This window comes from Polaribacter glomeratus (assembly GCF_002954665.1).
Taxonomy (GTDB): domain Bacteria; phylum Bacteroidota; class Bacteroidia; order Flavobacteriales; family Flavobacteriaceae; genus Polaribacter; species Polaribacter glomeratus.
In genome coordinates this window covers 310,802-331,530 of record NZ_MSCM01000001.1, presented here as the reverse complement: position 1 = coordinate 331,530, position 20,729 = coordinate 310,802, and the positions used below count along the sequence as shown (strand labels likewise).

Below are 20,729 nucleotides of genomic sequence, written 5' to 3'. Positions count from 1 at the left end.
ATGAAAAAGTATATTTTTTTATTGGCAGTACTTTGTACTAGTCAATTTATAAGCGCTCAGAATGAATCAATTCCAGAAAAAAAATTCCAAAAAGGATTCGGAAAAATAGATTTTCTTTCAATTGAAATGCCAGAAACTACCATTCCTAATGAAGCAAATATGGGCTTTACAGGAATTCATTACAATTTAATGCTAAATGATTGGTCTTACGCAGGTTTAGGTATTTACGGAGCAGTGAGCGGTGCTCGAGGTGGTTTTTTTACATTGGGTATCAATGCCGGAATTAAAAAATACTTTTCTGATACTTTTTATATAGATACTGGTTTTCACTTTGGCGGCGGCGGTGGTGCTGCTGCACCTGATGGTGGTGGAGCATTTATTTTACCACATTTTAATCTAGGTTATAATTTTAAAGATTTTTCTGTAAATTCGGGTTGGAGTTATGTTAACTTTTTTGATGACGGTCTAATTAAAGGACATCAATTAAATGTTGGTTTAGAAATTCCGTTAGACTATTCGTATGCTAATTATAACGTTTCTGGTGATGATTTTGATTTTGAAGGATTGCAAAAATCTAGTTGGAATGTAAATTCTAAAAAAACATCACTCATGCTGCACTTAAATAATTTAATGATAAAGGGTGATGATAACAATGCAAATGTGCAACGCTTTAATAGAGCAACTATTAGACTTGCCGGTTTTGAAATGGCTTCGTATCTTACTAAAAACTGGTTTGCTTTTCTAAAAGTAGATGGGGCATTTGATGGAATTAAAGCGGGTTATATGGATGTGTTTTTAGGCGCAGGATATCATTTGCCATTCAATAAAAACCGCACTAATATTCTTGCCAAATTTGGAGTTGGTGCTGGTGGTGGTGGTGGTGTAGATTCGCAAGGCGGATTTTTAATCTATCCAGATATTTCTATTGAACAGCAAGTTTTTAACGCTTTTTACCTTTCATTAAATAAAGGCTATGTAATGTCTCCTAATTCGCATTTTTACACCTCTTCATTTGGAGTTGGTTTAAAATATTATGTAGAAAGAAATGGTATTATTTCTGATGAAAAATCGTTTTCTAAAGGAACATTTAAAGGGTTAGAAATAATTACAAAACAAGACCTTTATATAAATGCCAAAAGAGATGGTAATCCTACAGAAGACATGCAACAAATATCGGTACAAGTTAATTTAGACCTAAATAAAAACCTGTATGTTGCAGGTCAAACTTCTTTTGCAAACTTTGGCAATGCAGGCGCATATGCAGAAGGAATTGTTGGTTTTGGCGCAAAAACAAATCCTTTTTTAAATAACAAAACAACCTTTTTTACGCAAGTCTTAGCAGGTGCTGCAGGTGGTGGCGATATTAGCACAGGGCAAGGATTTATTGTAAAACCAAGTGCTGGTTTTAGCTACCAACTAAATGATGCTTTAAGTCTTAGAACGGCTGCAGGATATGTAAAAGCAAAAGGTGGCGATTTAAGTAGTACTTTTATAAATCTAGGGATTACCTATCATTTATCATTTTTAAAAATGAACTGATAAAAAACCCCTATTTTTAAGAATAAAACCTCAGCAAACATGAACTATAAAATTTTAATAGTATTTATTTCTTTTCTTTTAATTCCTATTTTGACGGCAAACGCACAAGACATTAACATCATTCCAAAACCTCAAGATTTTTCTTTTGGTAAAAGCACTATTGTTATTGACGATAGCACAATTATAATTCATACGACAGAAAGTACTGCATCCGCAAAATTATTACAAAACCATTTTAAAGAAAAGTATAATTTAGAGTTACTATCAACCGAATTTCAAAGCAATAAAAAGAAAGCTATCAATTTTAAAATAGATAAAAATTTACCAAGCGAAGGCTATGAATTAACGATTGCTGATGACGGAATTACCATTTGTGCTTTAGACGATCGCGGTTGGTTTTATGCCGTGCAAAGTTTAATTCAATATTGTACTTCTAATGCTTATTTTTCTAAGTACGAAAAAACAATTAAAATAAAAGAAGTGGTTATTAAAGATGCACCAAGGTTTAAATGGCGCGCTTTTATGTTAGATGAGGCTAGACATTTTAAAGGAATGGAACAAGTAAAAATGTTGTTGGATGAAATGGCTTTTTTAAAAATGAATGTTTTTCATTGGCATTTAGTAGATGACCAAGGTTGGAGAATCGAAATTAAAAAATACCCAAAACTTACAGAAATTGGTTCTAAAAGAAAAAGTACTCAAATAGGACCTTTAGAATGGGACAGTCCTATACAATCTGCAGAACCACACAAAGGTTTTTATACGCAGGTAGAAATTAAAGAAATTATAAAATATGCATCCGAAAGACATATTACCATTGTACCAGAGATAGAAATGCCAGGTCATTCATCGGCAGCAATTGCTTCGTATTCTTGGCTGGGAACATCAAAAGAAGAAATAGAAGTTCCTATTAAATTTGGTGTTGGTGCAGATGTATACGATGTTACAAGCCCAAGAGTAATCAAGTTTTTACAAGATGTTTTAGATGAAGTAATGGCACTTTTTCCATCCAAAGTAATTCATATTGGTGGTGATGAAGTAAAATACAATCACTGGAAAAACGCTGCTTCGGTTAGAGAATTTATGTCTCAAAAAAACTTAAAAACTCCGGCAGACTTACAAGTATATTTTACAAATAATATGTCTGCGTATATACAAGGTAAAAACAAACGAATGATGGGTTGGAATGAAATTATGGGGCATAATTTACATTTTTATCAAGATAAAGAAGATACAAAAACTACTCAAAAATTAGCAAAAGAAACCATTGTACATTTCTGGAAAGGTGATACTGAATTACTAACTACAGCTGCCAGCAGTGGCTATAAAGTGGTAAACTCGCTTCACTCGTACACTTATTTAGATTATACCTATAAAGTGTTACCGCTTTCTAAGGCGTACGATTTTGACCCGATTCCGGAAACTCTAGACCCTAAATACCATGATAAAATTATTGGTTTAGGTGCACAAATGTGGGGAGAATGGATTCCTACAAATGGTGAGATGCATTTTAAAGTTTTTCCAAGAATAGCTGCCTACGCAGAAATTGGTTGGACAAACAAAGAACATAAAGACTTTAGCGCTTTTAAAACTGCTTTAAAACATATTCAAAAAAGATGGACGGCCAAAGGTATTTATTTTGCCGCTGATGAATATGTAGAAAAAAAGTAATCAACTATTAACTGTACTATTAAATTTGGTTTAATATAATTTGATATTATTTTTAGCTCAAATACTATAGTTGCCCTTTTTTTATTGCTTGGCTATGCATCCTTATTTTTTAAACTTTATTATTTTATTTAGGAAGCTAGTTGTTTTAATCTATTTTAGCGTTCTATTCTTTAAAATAAAAAACGTGTCGATTTGTTTTCATTCTCAATTTTTTTTGAAACGATCGCTTTTAACCCTTTAAACACAAATATAAATTAGTTTGTTATGCTATTAGTCAGTTTATTTTTTAGACTAAACTCTAAATGTATTGTTCTAAATATTTGATAATAGTACACGAATATCGACAAAAAAGCATGCAAGTAACTGAGCTACTGAATTTAATAATTGATTAAGTTACTTAATGAACAATATGCAAAATGACAAAAAATTTATTTGTAAAATACTTCCTTTATTTAAAGTTATCGAAGATAATGTTAGTAAGCAAACTACCTATTTTTCAAAAAAAAGGGAGGGTTTGATAAGCAAATACAAATTTATTAAGTAAATTTGTATATAATTAACCCCCAAATTCCCCCATTATGAATACAAAAACTATAAAAATCGTTCTTATTTTATTAATCGCAACTGTTGTTTTAATCTTCTCTGGTAAGCATTTATTGCTTATTAATGATGTAGAAACTTTATTCGACGGATTAATGGTTATGTTCTTTTTCATCTCATTATTCCCATTCTTAAGCCTTTTAAGTGTTGTTTTAAATAAAATTTTCAGAGTCTTTTCGCACGCTAAAAATTATTAGTACAAACCTTTTTTGGGGTTTTACTACATGCTAGTTTTCTAGTATATGTTATTATTTACGATACGTTAAATAAAGAATAAAATATTTATCTTATATTATTAGTTCGAGTGATTCCAATTAAAAACGGAATTACTCGAACTATTTTTTATTAGAATTAAAATAGCAATGCTGGTATTTATGTAGGTATTTTCATATTAAAATAAAACACTCCTTACTATATACTAAACAAGAAATTGGTTCATAAAACTTTAATTTCATAAAAACTACACAAATAGTATAGACTCCTTTTCATCCAAAATAATGCATTTAAATGGCAATGAAATTATTTTTAGTTCTATAACTTTAAATTGCTTTTTTATTTAAAACCTTTTAAAAGCAGTCTACACCAGCAACCTTTTATCTAAAAAAAACTATAAAACATTCCTAAATAGCTATTTACACTCTTTTACATCTCTTTTAATCAACTGTTTTAACAGTTACATATTGTTTTCTATCTACACGAAATCGTATTTCAACTGTTCCTTAAAATATTATTTGATTTATAAAACTACATTTATAATAGGAAATGAAAAGACATCATTTCTTTTAATCACCAACCTGTAAAAATCAAACATTATGACCAAAGACACTTTTCAACAGATTATTTTTTTTATCATCACATCTGCTTTAATTTTTATGACTGGTAAACAGTTAATTATTATTAATGATATTACCACATTTGCAGAATTAGGTATAATTATGGTTTTCTTTGTTTCTCTTGTGCTTTTTTTAAATTATTTTTTAAGACTTTCTAGCAAACTAATTGGTACTTTTCGTTTCTAGATTACTGTTGCAATTCTATCTAGAGATATATACAAATGCCTTGAAAAAATTAGGCGAAAACAAATCACAAAGTTTTAAATACTACTATTGTTATTGATTTTGAATATTTAAAAAGTATTAAAGTAATCTACTAATAATTTGCTTCTTTTAGTTATTAGAAAACTACTTATTAATATCACAAAGATTAAAACTCCCTACAAATTTTATATATTCTTTCGTTTCTACTTTCCATTAATTTACATAATTTACTGCCTAAAGTAGCAATGCTCCCGCTTTTTTTTGAATGCTTATTATATTCCTGAATTCTTTACTTTACGCTTAAAAAAGAGAACCAAATTTTTAATAGGTTTTAGTTTACTCGTAAAGCCCCATTCCTAAATAATTTAACTTATTAAAAATATAAATAAAAGCGTCTGCTTGCTTTTAATCAGGAATCCGTTTATTTACCGTGCCGCGTTTCTAATCTCTTATCTCTTGCCTGTTGTGTCTTGTTTCTAGTATCTAGTTTTTAATTTTAACTAATAGCGAAAAAAAACCTCTAAAACACAGTATTTTAATACGTTATCAGTTGGCACTTGTTTTCTATCTAACCTAAATTGTATTTCGTCTGTTCTTTAAAATATTATTTAAAACAAAGGCTTAAATTTATATAAAGGAAAGAGCATATATTATCTCTTTTAATCCCCAAATTGTAAAAACTTAACATCATGACAAAAGACACTTTTCAACAGATTATTTTTTTTATCATCACATCTGCTTTAATTTTTATGACTGGTAAGCAGTTAATTATTATTAATGATATTACCACATTTGCAGAATTAGGTATTATTATGATTTTCTTTGTCTCTTTTGTGCTTTTTTTAAACTACTTCCTAAGGTTATCAAGCAAGCTAATAAGTACTTTTCGTTTCTAATTTGTAAGTTTAAATGTAGTGCAGGTTTGTTTATACATTTGCGCTTAAACATATATAAATAAGTTCTTAAGCATTTTTTTTTGTAATCGTAAAGTTATCTATACTTGCTCTATTTTAGTACAAAACACTCCCAAAACATTTTTTTATGGCGTTAATGCTATGTAAACTCTTTAACTTTTCTAAAAGTTAGAAAACCTTTTAATTTCAACTTTTTACTTGGCTTTCGCTTCATAACAAAAAATGTAACTACCAACAATTAAATCGAACGGAACAACTAATCTTTATATTTCTTTTTTGAAACGATGTTATAAGTAATGGCAAAATAAAAGCCGCTACGAATTCTTGCAAAAGTAGGCACTTCGGTAACTGAAGCACTTACATAATGGCCAATAGCATCTTGTTTTACAGCCTTAGATAATTCATTTATTTTGGTAAAACTTGCGCCTGCATTAAATGCTAACTGACTTTTTGTGCCCAAAATAGCACTCAATCCAAAAAAATATCTTGTTTTAGCATCAAAAGGAGATACCGATGCCCCAAGATTAAAACCACCTTTAAAGCAGCTCGTGAATTTATAACTAATATGACCTAATGCACCTATGGATACATCACCGTTTCTAGATTTTTCTTTTCTAATATTATTAATTAACGTATCCCTTTTTTCTATGTAATATCCTTGGTCAACTTTATCCGCGAAGAAAAAACCCGTGGTAAAGTCTAAATTCCAATTGCCTTTTGTGTAAAAATCTATGGTTTGTGTTTTAATTGTATCCTTAGTAAACGAGTTTATTAAATTAATCTGTACGTCTAAACCACCAGGTTTTGCGGTAAAAGACTCTAAACTAATTTTATCTTTTGCCTTTGTAGAATTGTATATAAAATTAACTGCTTTGATGTACTCCTTTTTATCAACTTGACTATTTATTTCTTGTAAATATGAATACAAAAAAACTATTTTAAAAGAAGGCTGCTTTTTTTTTTCTAAATAGACTTTAAAAACATTCGTAACAGCATTAATATAATATACCGATGCAGATACGTTTTTAATAAATTCTTTCTTATTCTTAGGATTATTAAAAGGCTCTGACAAACTAGCTAGTACTTCTTTAGCTGCCTTGTTATCAGGATTATATTTTGTTTTAATATATAAGTTAATCGTTTTTTCTTTTAACATCTCTAAATTGGTAACCTCATTTTTAACGCTATCAAATAACTTTTCAAGAACCTCTTCTTCATTTATAGAATCATCAGTTAAAGAATCATTTTTAATAAATGGGTACTGTTTTACATTACTGTCTATATTTTTTAAATCAATATCATTATTTGCAATGCCTACTAATAAAGGTTTTAAAATTTCTGGAATATTAGATACAATTCGAAATGGCTTTAGTTCTGCTTTAGATTTTATAGTAGCTGTATTTATACCATTTAAAATAATGTTATACGCTTTACCCTTTATAATTTCTCGTGCCTTTTTGTTTTTTTTAAATTCTGTACCTTTTTCATTTGTGAACACAATTTTATTTCTTATTGAATCGTATTTTAGATACACTTTATTACTTACTGTGTCTTTTAAAGAATTTTGTAGTGTTTTGTTTTCTTGCGAATAACCAACACCAATGGCAAAGGTTACAATAAATAAGGTGGTTAGAAGTCTCATAATTAGATTTTTAATATTTACAATATACGGTAAATTTAAAAAAAAGATAGCCTTTTACTATACCTACTTATAGTGATTTTTCATTATTTAGACATTTACGAGTCGCTGTTGTATAAACTACGCCGCACTAAAAAATAGGCTTATTTGTATGTTTTTAGTTGCTTGTGTTTGGCCTAGCAGCCCTAAAAAAGAATCGCTAAATACATAAAACTAAAAAACCTAGAACGTAGACTGGGTTTATAATTGAATCTTTTTAAGCACACCATAAAGATTTTTTATTTTACGGATAACTATAACAGGTTTACAAAATATTTTAATCGGCTAAAAGATAAAACGTACTGTTTTAACCCGTCATTCCGTCAATAAAGATATTTACAAATTTCTTCATCTTTACGATAATTCTTTCACCTATTTCACGCGCTTTTAAGATACTAGGTCTATTGCCTAAACATTTAAAAACGTCTTGTCTTATTGGTTCTTGACCATTATAAATATAGCTTTCTATTAAGGAATTGAATTGCTTTTGATCTAGATGTTCTTCTTCACAAATTTTAGCCAATGCCAACACTTTTTCTTGTTGCCAATATTTTTCAAATTCGTCTTGTATGGCGTCTACGTTGTCTATATGCGGTAAGTTTTCTTCTATAAACTTTTCTATCAATTCTCTTTTACTTCTTAACTTAATGTTGCCGCCTAATAAATCGATGATTGCTTTTTTCTGCTTTTGTGCTTCTGATGTATTTGCTAATTTTATTTTAGCTAACAACTGTATAATATAAACAACGTTTATTTCGTCTCTATGAATTAACTCCAACTCAAAATCTACATCCTCTAAAATAGATGCTTTTTCGGTTTGCGCTTGTTGAGTTACTTTTTCATATACATCTAAATATTCACTTTTATAGTTCTCGAAAGTTTGCTCGTCAATTGCTAAGTCTTCCCAATTAAAATCTACATACGATTCCAACACATTTTTAGCCCTTAACAATCTTCTAAAGGCCTGTACAAATTTAAATTGTTGCTCCTCTCCTACTAAGTCGTCTACACTTTGGTGCGTGGGCGCAATTTTAAACAAGGCTTCTAAGGCTTCATCAAATTTTTCGGCAATGTTTTCGTAAGGCGGAACGATAATTGTTTCATTCGCATCTTTATTAGAAAATAAGGTAATCGCTTCATCTGTAGCCTTTTTAAGGTTTCTAAAGCAAACAATGTTTCCTTGTGATTTCTTTTCGCCCAATATTCTATTGGTTCTAGAAAAAGCCTGAATTAACCCGTGGTGTCTTAAATTTTTATCTACGTATAAAGTGTTTACTTTTTTAGCATCAAAACCTGTTAACATCATATTAACCACAATTACAATGTCTAAACGATCTTTAGCATCATTAAAGTTTTTTCTTTCTCTGTCTTTTAACCGTTTGCTAATATTTTTAAAGTAATTCTCAAACTGAACAGCGTCTTTTGTAGAAAAACTTGTAGTGTACATTTCGTTATAATCTGCAATATATTCGTCTAACTTCTCTCTTGAATGACTTGATGTATAGGCAAGCCCTGGTTCTGCAGCTTCCCCATAATCATCTCCTGGTAAATAGTCTTGTGCATCCTCATTGGCTTCATTTGCACCATACGAAAAAATAGTAGCGATTCTTAAAGAATGCAAACCTGCTTGTTTCTTTGCCTTAAAAATATCATAATATTTAATCAAGGTCTTAATATCGGATACGGCAAATAAGGCCGAATATTCTTTGCTAAATGTTTTTGTACCATGATACGCAATAATATAATCTGCAATTTTTTCGAGACGATTTTCATCATAAAAAACTTCCGATTTATTAATGTCTTCAACCTGAATGTCTACCAACGTTTTTCCTTTTTGTTTGTATCGCCCAATGTATTCAATCCCAAATTTTAAAACGTTATCGTCTGCAATGGCATCTGTAATTACATATTTGTGCAAACAGTTGCCAAATAAATCTTTGGTAGTTCTTTTTCCTAAATCGTTTTTAGAAGCATTGTCTGCAAAAATAGGCGTGCCTGTAAAGCCAAAAAGCTGACAGTTAACAAAATAATCGGTAATTAATTTATGGGTATCGCCAAACTGACTTCTATGACATTCATCAAAAATAATGACTACGCGCTTGTTCTTTAATACGGATAATTTCTTTTCGTATTTGTTTTTAGAAATGGCATTGTTTAATTTCTGAATCGTAGTTAACACTAATTTAGATTCATCTGCCAGCTGTTTTACCAAACTATCTGTATTTTTAGTAACGTCTACACTGTCTTTTTTAAAAGAATTAAATTCTTTCATGGTTTGATAATCTAAATCTTTACGGTCTACCACAAAAAGCACTTTATCTACAGCTGGTAAATCCATAATAATCTGACTCGCTTTAAAGGAAGTTAGCGTTTTACCAGAACCTGTTGTGTGCCATATATATGCGTTGTCTGTTGTGTTTTGTACTTGTGCTACTAGTTTTTCTACGGCATAAAATTGATAGGGTCTTAACACCATTAATATTTTATGCGTCTGATTTCTAACAATATACTTCGCAATCATTAACCCTAAATGATTAGTATTTAAAAAAGCATTGGTAAAATCTACTAGCTCTCGTATGTTTTTATTTGCTTCATCAGACCAGAAAAAGGTTTGCTTTACAGATTGTAATTCGTTATTTGCTAGATATTTAGTATTTACACCATTGCTGATAATAAACAATTGCACATATTGAAACAACCCATGATTAGACCAAAAAGAATGTTTTTGATAGCGATTAATCTGATTAAATGCTTCCTTTATTTCTAAACCTCGTCTTTTTAATTCTATTTGTACCAATGGCAAACCATTTACCAACAACGTAACATCATATCGGTTTTTGTACGTGCCTTCTTGCGTAATTTGGTTGCTAACTTGGTACTTATTTTCTAAATGATTTTCGCTATTAAAGAAACGAATGTACGTAGGTTCATCCGCATCATTTAAAAACTGAAAACGACCTCGTAATGTTTTGGCTTTGTCAAAAACGCTGCCTTTTGCTAAATGATTTAAAATAGTTTCGAACTCTTTTTCTGAAAATGTACAATCATTAAACGTTTCTAATTGTGTTTTTAAGTTTAAAAGCAACGCATCACCATCTACAACCGTAACGTTTGTGTAGCCTAAACCTACCAATTGTTTAATGAGGTTGTTTTCTAATTGTAATTCAGATTGTTTGCTCATAGTTATTTTTTTCTTTTTGTCATTACAAGGCACTTTTAAGCCTTAGCAATCTGCTTATTACATTTGTACTTTTTAATCTAAAGACAAATCTTCCCAACCAGTATTTATGCGTTCTATCAATGCTATTTTTTTTGATCGGCTTCCTGCTTTTAATTGTTTTTCTCTTGCAATGGCATCACCTATCATTTGAAAGGCTTCATAATATACTAATTTGTCTAAATTATACCTTGCTGTAAATGATTTTTTATCAATTTTACTTTTATGCTGTTTAATTCGTTGTTCTAAATTTGAGGTTACACCAATATATAATGTGGTGTTATTTTTATTTGTTAATATGTATACAAATCCTGGTTTCATCCTAAATTGTTCTTCTCGTTCGTCATTGCGAGACTTTTTTCAGTCGAAGCAATCTGTTTGTTTAATTGTTCTTCTCGTTCGTCATTGCGAGACTTTTTCAGTCGAAGCAATCTGCTTGTTTAATTGTTCTTCTCGTTCGTCATTGCGAGACTTTTTTCAGTCGAAGCAATCTGCTTGTTCAATTGTTCTTCTCGTTCGTCATTGCGAGACTTTTTTCAGTCGAAGCAATCTGCTTGTTCAATTGTTCTTCTTGTTCGTCATTGCGAGACTTTTTCTGTCGAAGCAATCTGTTTGTTTAATTGTTCTTCTCGTTCGTCATTGCGAGACTTTTTTCTGTCGAAGCAATCTGCTTGTTCAATTGTTCTTCTTGTTCAACAGATTGCTTCGGCAAAAGTGCCTCGCAATGACGTGTGCGTTTTAACTTGCAACGACGTGTGCATTTGTCATTGCGAGATTTTTTCAGTCGAAGCAATCTGCTTGTTCAATTGTTCTTCTCGTTCAACAGATTGCTTCGGCGAAAGTGCCTCGCAATGACGTGTGCGTTTTAACTTGCAACGACGTGTGCGTTCGTCATTGCGAGACTTTTTCTGTCGAAGCAATCTGCTTGTTTAATTGTTCTTCTCGTTCGTCATTGCGAGACTTTTTCTGTCGAAGCAATCTGCTTGTTCAATTGTTCTTCTCGTTCAACAGATTGCTTCGGCGAAAGTGCCTCGCAATGACGTGTGCATTTTAACTTGCAACAACGTGTGCGTTTTAACCCACAACCACTACACAAACAACTGCTGCAACAAGCCTTTTTTAAACAATTGTGTTTTTTCTATTTGTGTTTGTACGCTTTCTATTTTTGTATCAATAGCACTTAAATAAGTGGCTATTTTTTGTTGTTCTTTTAGGGATGGTATTTTAATTTTGATTTTAGTTAAATCGTTTGAATTTATTGCAGGATAGCTTGTTCCTGTGCATCTTTCTAAAACGTTATTTACAAAATGATGAGTATGCAATAATTGATAAAGAAACATTGAACTTTCTTTTGTTCTTAATTGTGCATAACCAGTTGAAGCAATATAATCTCCTTTTTTATCAAAGTAAAGATTATTCATTTGATAAGGTCTAACAGTTTGAAATAAAATGTCATTAACTTCTAGAACTCTTTGAGCTCTACTTGGTGCTTTTTCTAAATTGATTTTATTTTGTAATACTAGCCTTCCTTTGTCAACACTTTCTAAATCAACATAAATAAAAGAATTGGGTAATTCAGAGTTTTTAGGGTTTACATAACAAACCTCCCCCAACTTCTTCACTTCCCAATCTGGAAATTCATTTAAGGAGATTGCTTCGTCCTTTGTGGTTGCAATAACGTTTGTATTTATAACGTCTGGTTTAAAACGTATTTGCTGACTAAAGATTTGCTGCATTGCGCCTTTTTTATAATTTTCTAAAGCACTTTTTTTAGCGTTTAATTGCTGTAATTTAGTATCTACGGATGTTAAAAAGGTAGCTATTTTTTGTTGTTCTTTATCCTTTGGTAAATTCAATTTTAAAGTTTTCAATTGACTACTATAAAGATGAACCACAGAAATACCTTGAGATAATCTTGCAATGTCAATTTTTTTCTTGCTATTCAAGTAATACGAAAGAAAAACTCCATTTATTTTTGATTTAATAATATTCAAATCTCCGCCAAGTGCTACACCTTCTTTTAATACACAGGAAGCAGTAGCAATATCAATCCGTGTTTCACCAGAAGCAGGAATTATAACATCATTATTTTCGCTTAAAATTAAATCATCCGCTTTAAGATTAGTTTTAGATTTAATGTCAACAATTATTTCGTTGTAATTTGTATACAACTCTCCATATCTAATACATTCTAATTCTCCATCATCAACAATATCTGCTTTAGTAATATTTTTCCCTTTACTAAAAGTTGCAATATTCCCTAACTTCTTGATTTCCCAATCACCTTCAAACTCTTTAAAACGTAGTTTAGGAGTTAAAGAAACAGATTGCTTCGTCCTTTGTTCTCGCAATGACGCTGATTTATTGGCCTCGTCATTGCGAGGCTTTTTTGCCGTGGCAATCTCTTTGTTATTTATATGTTGGTTACTCATTTTGTTTCGTTAGTTTAATTGACAGATTGACGCGCTTCTCTGCGTTACGCTCGCAATGACGACTGGTTTGACTGCGTTACGCTCGCAATAACACTCGAATCCGTCTTTGCGAACGCTAGTGAAGCAATCTGTTAAAACGGTGTTTCAATATTTAACTCTTTACAGAAATCCGCAATTATAGCATCTGTGTTGGCAATGTCTGTTTCTAGGGTTTTTAAATCCGAAGAAACCGCCAAAAGATCTATGACCTCTTCTTCTTCAAAAGTATCTACATATCTTGGTATGTTTAAATTGTAATCGTTTTCTTTTACTTCTGCCAACGAAGCCACATAACTGTATTTGTCTTTGGTTTCTCTATTTCTATAGGTGTCTATAATGTCTTTTAAATGCGCTTCTGTTAAAACATTTTGCGTTTTTACTTTGTCAAAAGCATTGCTAGCATCAATAAATAAAATGTCTTTGGCGTCTTTTCTATTTTTCTTTAATACCAAAACACAGGTTGGGATGCTTGTACCATAAAAGATATTTGCTGGCAAGCCGATAACGGCGTCTAATTGGTTTTTATCATCAATAATATATTTTCTGATGTGCCCTTCTGCCGCGCCTCTAAACAAAACACCATGTGGTAAAACGCACGCCATCGTTCCGTTTTCTGCTAGCTGATGAATCATGTGTTGCACAAAGGCAAAATCTGCTTTGCTTTTGGGTGCCATTTTTCCGTAAGGCGAAAACCGATCATCGCTAATAATAGCATCTGGATTCCAGTTAGCAGAAAAAGGCGGATTGGCAACAATAGCTTCAAAACGTTCGTCTATATGTTTTGGCGACGGATTTACAAGCGTATCTTCATTATAAATATCAAACTTTTTATAATGTACATCGTGCATAATCATGTTCATTCTGCACAAGTTGTAGGTAGTTGGGTTGCTTTCTTGCCCGAAAAAACCACCAACTTCTTTTACTTCTTTAGCAACTCGTAACAGCAAAGAACCAGAACCACATGTAGGATCGTATACCTATTTTAAACGTGTTTTATCTGTAGTTACAATTTGTGCCAATATTTTAGAAACTTGTTGTGGTGTGTAAAACTCACCTGCTTTTTTACCTGCGCCAGATGCAAACTGCCCAATTAAATATTCATAAGCATCGCCCAACAAATCGTTTTCATTGTTTTCTAAATCGAAATCGATGCCTTCTAAATGAATTAATACTTTTACAATAAGTTCATTTTTAGCCTCTTCGGTTTTACCCAGTTTGCTACTTGTTAAATCTAAATCTTCAAAAAGGTTTCCGAAGTCTTCTTCACTTTCGCTACCCATTGTACTCTGTTCTATATTGGTGAGAACCTTTTGTAAATCTTCTAAAATAAACTTGTTTACTCCGCCAGAATTTCCTCTTTTGGCTAATTCGCTAAACAACTCGGTTGGTTTTAGAAAATACCCAAGCGCATCTAGCGCATCTAGTTTAATTTCTTGCAATAAGATTTCTTCGGATTCGTGCCCAATTACCTCATGATATTCTAAACCGTCTGGCTTTAAAATAACATTGGCATGTAAAGACATTTTTTTACTTAAATACTTGTAAAATATAAAGCCTAGTATGTAATCTCTAAAATCATCTGCATCCATATTACCACGCAAATCGTTGGCAATATTCCATAATGTTTGATGCAATTGTAATTGGTTTTCTGACATGTCTTTTAGTTGGTTTTTATGAAATAGAATTCATAAATTGTAGCAATTTGTTTTTTGTTTAAAAGTAAAAAATTTATAGGAATAGACAATCTATTTCTTAAATAGTATTTTTAGTTGAGAATTAGTATTAAAGAAGTTCGAGGACTTTTGTAATTGGATTAAAAAAGGCAATTAATTTTGTAGAGTGTTGGCAATGGCAAATTATTTTATCCAATAGGTTAGGTTTAAATTCAAACTTCTATTTTTAACATTTGTTTCTAAAAAATCGTTATCTCCATCTTCGGCGATATTATTAAGTCCTAACTTATAAATTAAATCAATTGTAAAACGATTAACTTTAACTCCAATACCACCTGTTAAACCAAAGTCAATTTTCTTAAAATTTTCATCTACAGACTCTTCAAAAGGAGATTTTATAAAACTATATTTTCCTCCGATTAAATAAGAAAGATATCCTCCAAATTTTAAGTTTGGTCCATTTTTAGTTTTTTTACTATCTAATAATAAAGTTATTGGAATATTTATGTAATTAAGTTTTGCTGTATTTGCGATAGTAAGGTCTTCTGTTTCTTGTTTAAATCCATTTTGAGTAAAATTAAAACCAGTTAAAATATAAAGATTATCTGATATTTCATTTTTGTAATCAAACCCTATATTAATTCCAAAAACGTTCTTAAAATCGTTTTCTTCCGAGTTGTTTCTTAATTTGTCTTTATTAGTTTGTGTTGATAAATTAGTTCCAAAATGGAAGCCGTAGTTTTGACTATATGTTAATGTTGTAAATAAAATGCTAAAGATAAATATTCCTTTTTTCATGTTTTTTGTTCTTATTATTAACGTGTTATATAAGGCTAGATGGGTGTTTTAAGTAGTTAATTTAATAAATAGAGCACAGATAGAAAGACTGCGAAGATTTTGTAAATTGGTTAAAACTAGCAATAAATTAGATACTACGTTCACTGCTGTTATTTTAATAATGCATCTATTCCAGTTCCAATTCCGAATACTAAAATTAAACTAGTTACTATGCCAAATAAATAGCATAAAAATGCTTTCAAATAATTTATTTTCTTTTTTCGGTCAAAAAACTGTCCAATAGCCCAAGTGCTATATATTAAGCTAATAAATATTCCTGATTTTAATAATGGAAAATCAATTGCACTTTCTATAATTCCTAATAACGTATAAATAAGTACAGAAATCCCCATTATGTAACATAAGAGAATGTAGATTTCATAAAAATTATAATTATATTTCTTAAAGAAAAATCTAATCCAAATAGCTATAAAAACAGCCATTATACTATTTGCATAACCATAATTTTTAGAAAACCAATCAAATAATTGAAGCGTTATTGGTGCATTATCTCGGTTTTCTATATTATAAATTAGGTAGCCACCTTCGTAACTAAGAAATTGTTGTCCAATTGTATAGATTAACGAACAAATAATCAAAAATATAATAGGTTTTACAATTTTTTTTCTGTCACCATTAACAAATTTTCTAACTGTATTACCGGGTCTAATAAACATTTCTTTAATTGTATAAAAGATTCCTTTGTCAAAATTTAAAATATCACTAATTTCTTCAGTAATGTACTTACTGTCAATTCGTTTAATTTCTTTTGGGAACCCACAATCAGCGCAAAATTTTCCTGATATATTCTTATTACAATTATTACAATTTTCCAAAGACTTTATTTTATAGTAGCGTTTTTAATTGCAGCTACGTTGTTTTGTATTAAAAGTTGCGGTTTTGAGAACTAGTAATTTTATAAGGAAATTAAGTAGTTTGCAAAAAGAGCAACTAATTTTTATTTTAGCTAAATGTAGCAATTTTTACTTAAAAGGTGTTGCAAAATATTATTTTAATTTTAGACATTCTTTAGTAAAATCGATCACATTTTTTTTTCCATATTCCGCATAATAAGATATGTAATTTCCATTAGAGTTAATAACTACAAAGCTCCCAAATTCAAATTCAAAAGGGAAAAATAATTTTTCAATTATTCTGTCAGAATCTTCAACCCATTTAATTCTGTCGCTGTGAAAATATTCTAAGTTTTGATTGTCTGGATTATTAACCCAAATTTGCTGAATGTTAGGAATCTTATTTAAGTCTCTTAAATAATCCTGTTTAAATATTGACCAATGCGATTTTTCTCCAAAATAAGGAGTTATTGGGGTAGAAGAAAGATAGTTAAGGACTATTACTTTATTTGAATTAATTTTTTCGTTAGATAGTTTAGTAAGATATTCCTTCAATTGGTTTAATTCTATTTTATCTAATTTTCCTATATTTTTTCGTCTAACAAGTATTCCTGTTTTTAGCGAATCGTATTGAATAAATATTGGGTAATTAACTTTATAGTCTTTTTGTTTATGGAATTCTCTCTCAGTTATTTCATTGTTGTTAATGTCAAGATATTTATTTTTAAATTTCTGCGAAAAAGAAAAATAGCTAACTAATAAGAATATAATTATAAAATATTTTTTCATAGTTTCATTTTAATATTTACAAACGTGTTGGTATATGGCTCGTTGTGCATAAATTAGAAAATAAATTTCGGATTAAGCACAAGCCAGATTTTTAAATTTTACTAATTATCTTTTTTATTTGAAATCGTCAAATTTAAAAATTTGGCGACTTTCCAAATACGCCTTAACCTCGATTAAGCAACAAACTAGCTATTAACTATATACGTCGTTGTGCTTTCGTTATTTTTCAGCCAACTCTTTGTTTATTAATCTAACGAGAGATTTCATTTCATTTTCAAATAATAAATATTCATTATTTTTCAAGGAAGTGCCGTACGCAACAAATTGAAAAACATAATTTTCATATTGTTTGGAAAGTAACAAACTTTTATTTCCTTTTTTATTTGCGGAACTATCTAATCCAATTATTTTATTAAATCCCATATCATCAGCTAGATTTCTAAAATCCCCATTTTGATAAAAATAATTTACTAGATTTTCTTGAGCTTCGGTAACCTGACCTTCTTGTAATCTGACTTCGGTCAATTTTCCTTCTAATGATGCTAATAAAGCTCTAATACTGTCGTTCTTAATCTCTTTTAATCCTCCGCTATAAATAATTTGGTTCAAGGCTCCGTTTTCATAAAAGAACACATTATCTTTTCTTTGGAATTCGTAAATCGAAAATGACATTTCTAATTCGGTTAAACTATTTGATAGGCTATCACTATTCATTATATTTAGTAATTTATAGCCATTTTCCAATTTACTTGATAGTTCTTCTTTCTCTATTGCGAGTAAATTTAGGTTGCTTAAAGTTTCTACTTTTATCTGCCTTAAATAGTTAAGTTGTTGCTTTTGAATTTTATGCTCCTCTTGTTGGTTATTTAAGTAAAGTGCAATTAAAATTCCTATAACCACTAGAATAATTTCTCCGATTGCATAAGCTAGATATTTTCCGAACTTATTTTCAGTCAGCATTTTTTGTCTAATTTTTCTGAAGAATTTTATCATTTGTTAGCGGTTTTACATCACTACCAACGTTGTTGTATAAGATTAGTTGCGTGGTTCAAGCAGTGAATTTAGTAAATAAAAACTACCTACGGAAGTCAGCAAGAACTTTTATAAGTAGGCTATAAACAGCAATGAATTATACACGTTGTTAGCCTTTCGTTATTTTAATCAATTTTTTATTGAATCCTGTTCAATATCAAAATCCGGCAAGGGTTTCAATTTAGGATTTGATTTTAATAATTCTTTATGAATTTTTTCAAGTAAACTAATAGATTTTTCTTTGAAATATAGTACCGTTTCTAATGTACTCTTATTCGCATAATATGCATTTAAAATAGACCTTTTAAAAAATGGTGAATTTATAAGCCCAATGATAGTACTTTTAGTTTCTTCAATATCCATTTTGTCAAAACCTTGAATCAAATCAGAATTAAAATTCACGGTATTTATTTCATTTAAATCTTTCCATCTTTGGCGCTGATTACTCCAATCATATTCGATTCGTCGATTAAATTTCATTACAGAACCATCAAAATACTCATTAATTTCATTATTTAATTCTTCATTTGTGCTTAAACTAGTTATACCTAAATTGTTGATTTTTATTTTGGTATTTGCATCGATTTTTATATCAACATTTGCTTCACTAAAGAAAAAGTACAAGCTATCTAAATCGACAGTTCTTAAATTCTTAACTTTAAAAATAGCCTCTTGTTCTTTAATACTTACTTTTAGATTTTTAATAGCCCAATTACACGTATTAATATCCTCTATAATCTCTTCTGTCAACTCCAACAATAGAACTTCTCCTTGATTATGCTGAATTCGTTTTTCATTCCAATTATTTATTTGCAATGCAATTAATATTCCAATCACAACCAAAATAATTTCTCCAATAGCATATTTGAAATACTTTCCAGTTTTATTTTCCATGAGTAAGTTTTGTCGAATTTTTCTAAAGAATTTTATCATTGGTTAATAGTTGGTCATAATGAAGGCTAACGTTTTGGTATATGAAAAGTAGCAGAGTAAAAATACATATACTTTCAGTTTATAAATTAAAATAGTAGAAAAGCACAAACTTTATAGTTTGCACTTAACTGCTATTTTTTATATACCGTGTTGTGGTTTGTATTTTATTGTTTTATAAGTGTAACTTCTGTTGGAAAAGTAAAGCCTCCAGTTGGGATATTACCATCTGTTCTTCTAACTTTCCATTTAGCTTCTGTAGGGGTAGTTAATGTTATGTATAAATTACACCAAATGTTCTTTTTTAAGTCATTCATACTAAGTTCCTTATAATTATCTTTTTCATAACCGCCTCCTCTAATTAAGTAAAGAGAATATCCATTGACATTATTTGGAGTAATATTTACGCCTAATGAATTATGTTTTTCTACTCCATTATCTACATATCTATATTTTCCAATAAGATAATCCTCATAAGTTTCTCCATCGTAAACCATTTCTACTTTTAAGAACTCAACCTCTAAAAGTGAGGTCCCACTTTCCCATTTCCAAGTTCCAATAAAAGGGGCAAACTTATTTTCTACATCTTTTAGATAAGAACCAGTAAATAATTCAATATTATTATCTTCATCATTTGCAAAATCAACTGTGGAAATTATTGGTAGCTGTGCTTTACAACTCAATACAGTTATTAAAGCTATTATAAATAGTATATTTTTCATTTTTTATATTTTTAAATTATTAATTACAAGGTGTTGTACACTGTTATTTTATTCTTTCGTAAAAATTTCTTTTATCTCTTGGTTTTCGACCATCTTTGTACATTGGATAATGTTTTATACTGTAATCGCCGACTTTGTTCGTTTTAGATGTGTATAATATGTTTTCGTCTATTTTATCATTTACATTAAAGTTCCAAATTTGATTGTCAGAAAATATTAATTCCCAATAAGTTGGATACGAACCATAGTTTATTTCATTAAATAATATCTTTTCAGTTTTAACCAATTTTATTTCGGAATTTCCATTTTTCTTTTCATAGAATCGTATTTCAGTTTCTGAAATTTTCAAAAAGTGTTCTTCTTTAGATTCATTATTGACTAATTTCCAATTTCCTTTCAATTCATTTATCTTTTCTTTCCTTACTAATGGTTTTAAACTATCAATTTTTTTCAAACAAACTTTTCCCAGTTCACTTTCTTTATTGTTTTCATATGCCCAATAAAATTTTATTAATGCGCCTGCTAAATCAGGTTTTTCAATCTCAATTTTAGCCTTTTCAAACCATTCTTTTTGATATTTATCAGCATTATTTTTTTGCCCAAAAGACTTCAAACTAATTAAAATAATTAAAATGAGAATAATGTTTTTCATAATTTAGTTATTTACTTCGAAAATATTAAAGTATTTGTCTTTATAAAATTTATTATGAGTAAAATTGACTTTTAAGTTAGTATGCTGCTTAATATAAGAACGAGGCATTTCTG

At 29.8% G+C, this 20,729-nt stretch carries 14 protein-coding genes and 1 pseudogene; 3 read left to right on the top strand and 12 right to left on the bottom strand.

The features are described 5' to 3' along the window. From BTO16_RS01390 to BTO16_RS01380, 3 genes are all read left to right on the top strand, one after another. Positions 1 to 1,539, top strand: a complete 1,539-nt coding sequence (locus BTO16_RS01390) for a hypothetical protein (RefSeq protein WP_105019889.1) — start codon at positions 1 to 3, stop codon at positions 1,537 to 1,539. Positions 1,540 to 1,578: 39 nt separating this feature from the next. After that, positions 1,579 to 3,210, top strand: coding sequence for a beta-N-acetylhexosaminidase (locus BTO16_RS01385; RefSeq protein WP_105019888.1), 1,632 nt, complete (start codon positions 1,579 to 1,581; stop codon positions 3,208 to 3,210). Positions 3,211 to 4,622: 1,412 nt separating this feature from the next. Further along, on the top strand, positions 4,623 to 4,829 hold the full coding sequence (locus BTO16_RS01380) for a hypothetical protein (RefSeq protein WP_105019887.1): 207 nt from the start codon (positions 4,623 to 4,625) through the stop codon (positions 4,827 to 4,829). Positions 4,830 to 6,017: 1,188 nt separating this feature from the next. On the opposite strand, the gene BTO16_RS01375 is transcribed toward BTO16_RS01380, so the two are convergent. From BTO16_RS01375 to BTO16_RS01320, 12 genes and pseudogenes are all read right to left on the bottom strand, one after another. Next, entirely contained in the window at positions 6,018 to 7,403 is a 1,386-nt protein-coding gene (locus BTO16_RS01375) for a hypothetical protein (protein WP_105019886.1), read from the bottom strand. Between the two features lie 343 nt (positions 7,404 to 7,746). After that, positions 7,747 to 10,620, bottom strand: a complete 2,874-nt coding sequence (locus BTO16_RS01370) for a type I restriction endonuclease subunit R (protein ID WP_105019885.1) — start codon at positions 10,618 to 10,620, stop codon at positions 7,747 to 7,749. A 72-nt stretch (positions 10,621 to 10,692) separates the two neighbouring features. Continuing rightward, positions 10,693 to 10,977, bottom strand: coding sequence for a GIY-YIG nuclease family protein (locus BTO16_RS01365; RefSeq protein WP_105019884.1), 285 nt, complete (start codon positions 10,975 to 10,977; stop codon positions 10,693 to 10,695). A gap of 767 nt (positions 10,978 to 11,744) precedes the next feature. After that, on the bottom strand, positions 11,745 to 13,088 hold the full coding sequence (locus BTO16_RS01360) for a restriction endonuclease subunit S (protein ID WP_105019883.1): 1,344 nt from the start codon (positions 13,086 to 13,088) through the stop codon (positions 11,745 to 11,747). A gap of 131 nt (positions 13,089 to 13,219) precedes the next feature. Beyond that, positions 13,220 to 14,782 (bottom strand): annotated as a pseudogene (locus BTO16_RS01355) (type I restriction-modification system subunit M). A 201-nt stretch (positions 14,783 to 14,983) separates the two neighbouring features. Continuing rightward, complete coding sequence (locus BTO16_RS01350; protein ID WP_105019882.1) at positions 14,984 to 15,598, bottom strand: porin family protein; 615 nt, start codon at positions 15,596 to 15,598, stop codon at positions 14,984 to 14,986. 149 nt (positions 15,599 to 15,747) lie between these two features. Then, the gene (locus tag BTO16_RS01345; RefSeq protein ID WP_105019881.1) at positions 15,748 to 16,473 is read right to left on the bottom strand and encodes a DUF3667 domain-containing protein; all 726 of its coding nucleotides are present in this window, start codon (positions 16,471 to 16,473) and stop codon (positions 15,748 to 15,750) included. Between the two features lie 171 nt (positions 16,474 to 16,644). Further along, the gene (locus tag BTO16_RS01340) at positions 16,645 to 17,280 is read right to left on the bottom strand and encodes a hypothetical protein (RefSeq protein ID WP_105019880.1); all 636 of its coding nucleotides are present in this window, start codon (positions 17,278 to 17,280) and stop codon (positions 16,645 to 16,647) included. 219 nt (positions 17,281 to 17,499) lie between these two features. Further along, positions 17,500 to 18,273 carry a DUF6090 family protein gene (locus BTO16_RS01335; protein WP_105019879.1) on the bottom strand — a complete coding sequence of 258 codons (774 nt, stop codon included), beginning with the start codon at positions 18,271 to 18,273 and terminating at the stop codon, positions 17,500 to 17,502. 168 nt (positions 18,274 to 18,441) lie between these two features. Beyond that, positions 18,442 to 19,206: a hypothetical protein gene (locus BTO16_RS01330; protein WP_170064385.1), complete on the bottom strand. Its 765-nt coding sequence runs from the start codon at positions 19,204 to 19,206 to the stop codon at positions 18,442 to 18,444. A gap of 203 nt (positions 19,207 to 19,409) precedes the next feature. Continuing rightward, positions 19,410 to 19,964, bottom strand: coding sequence for a DUF6705 family protein (locus tag BTO16_RS01325; protein ID WP_105019877.1), 555 nt, complete (start codon positions 19,962 to 19,964; stop codon positions 19,410 to 19,412). 43 nt (positions 19,965 to 20,007) lie between these two features. Further along, positions 20,008 to 20,616, bottom strand: coding sequence for a hypothetical protein (locus tag BTO16_RS01320; RefSeq protein ID WP_105019876.1), 609 nt, complete (start codon positions 20,614 to 20,616; stop codon positions 20,008 to 20,010). Positions 20,617 to 20,729 lie beyond the last annotated feature (113 nt).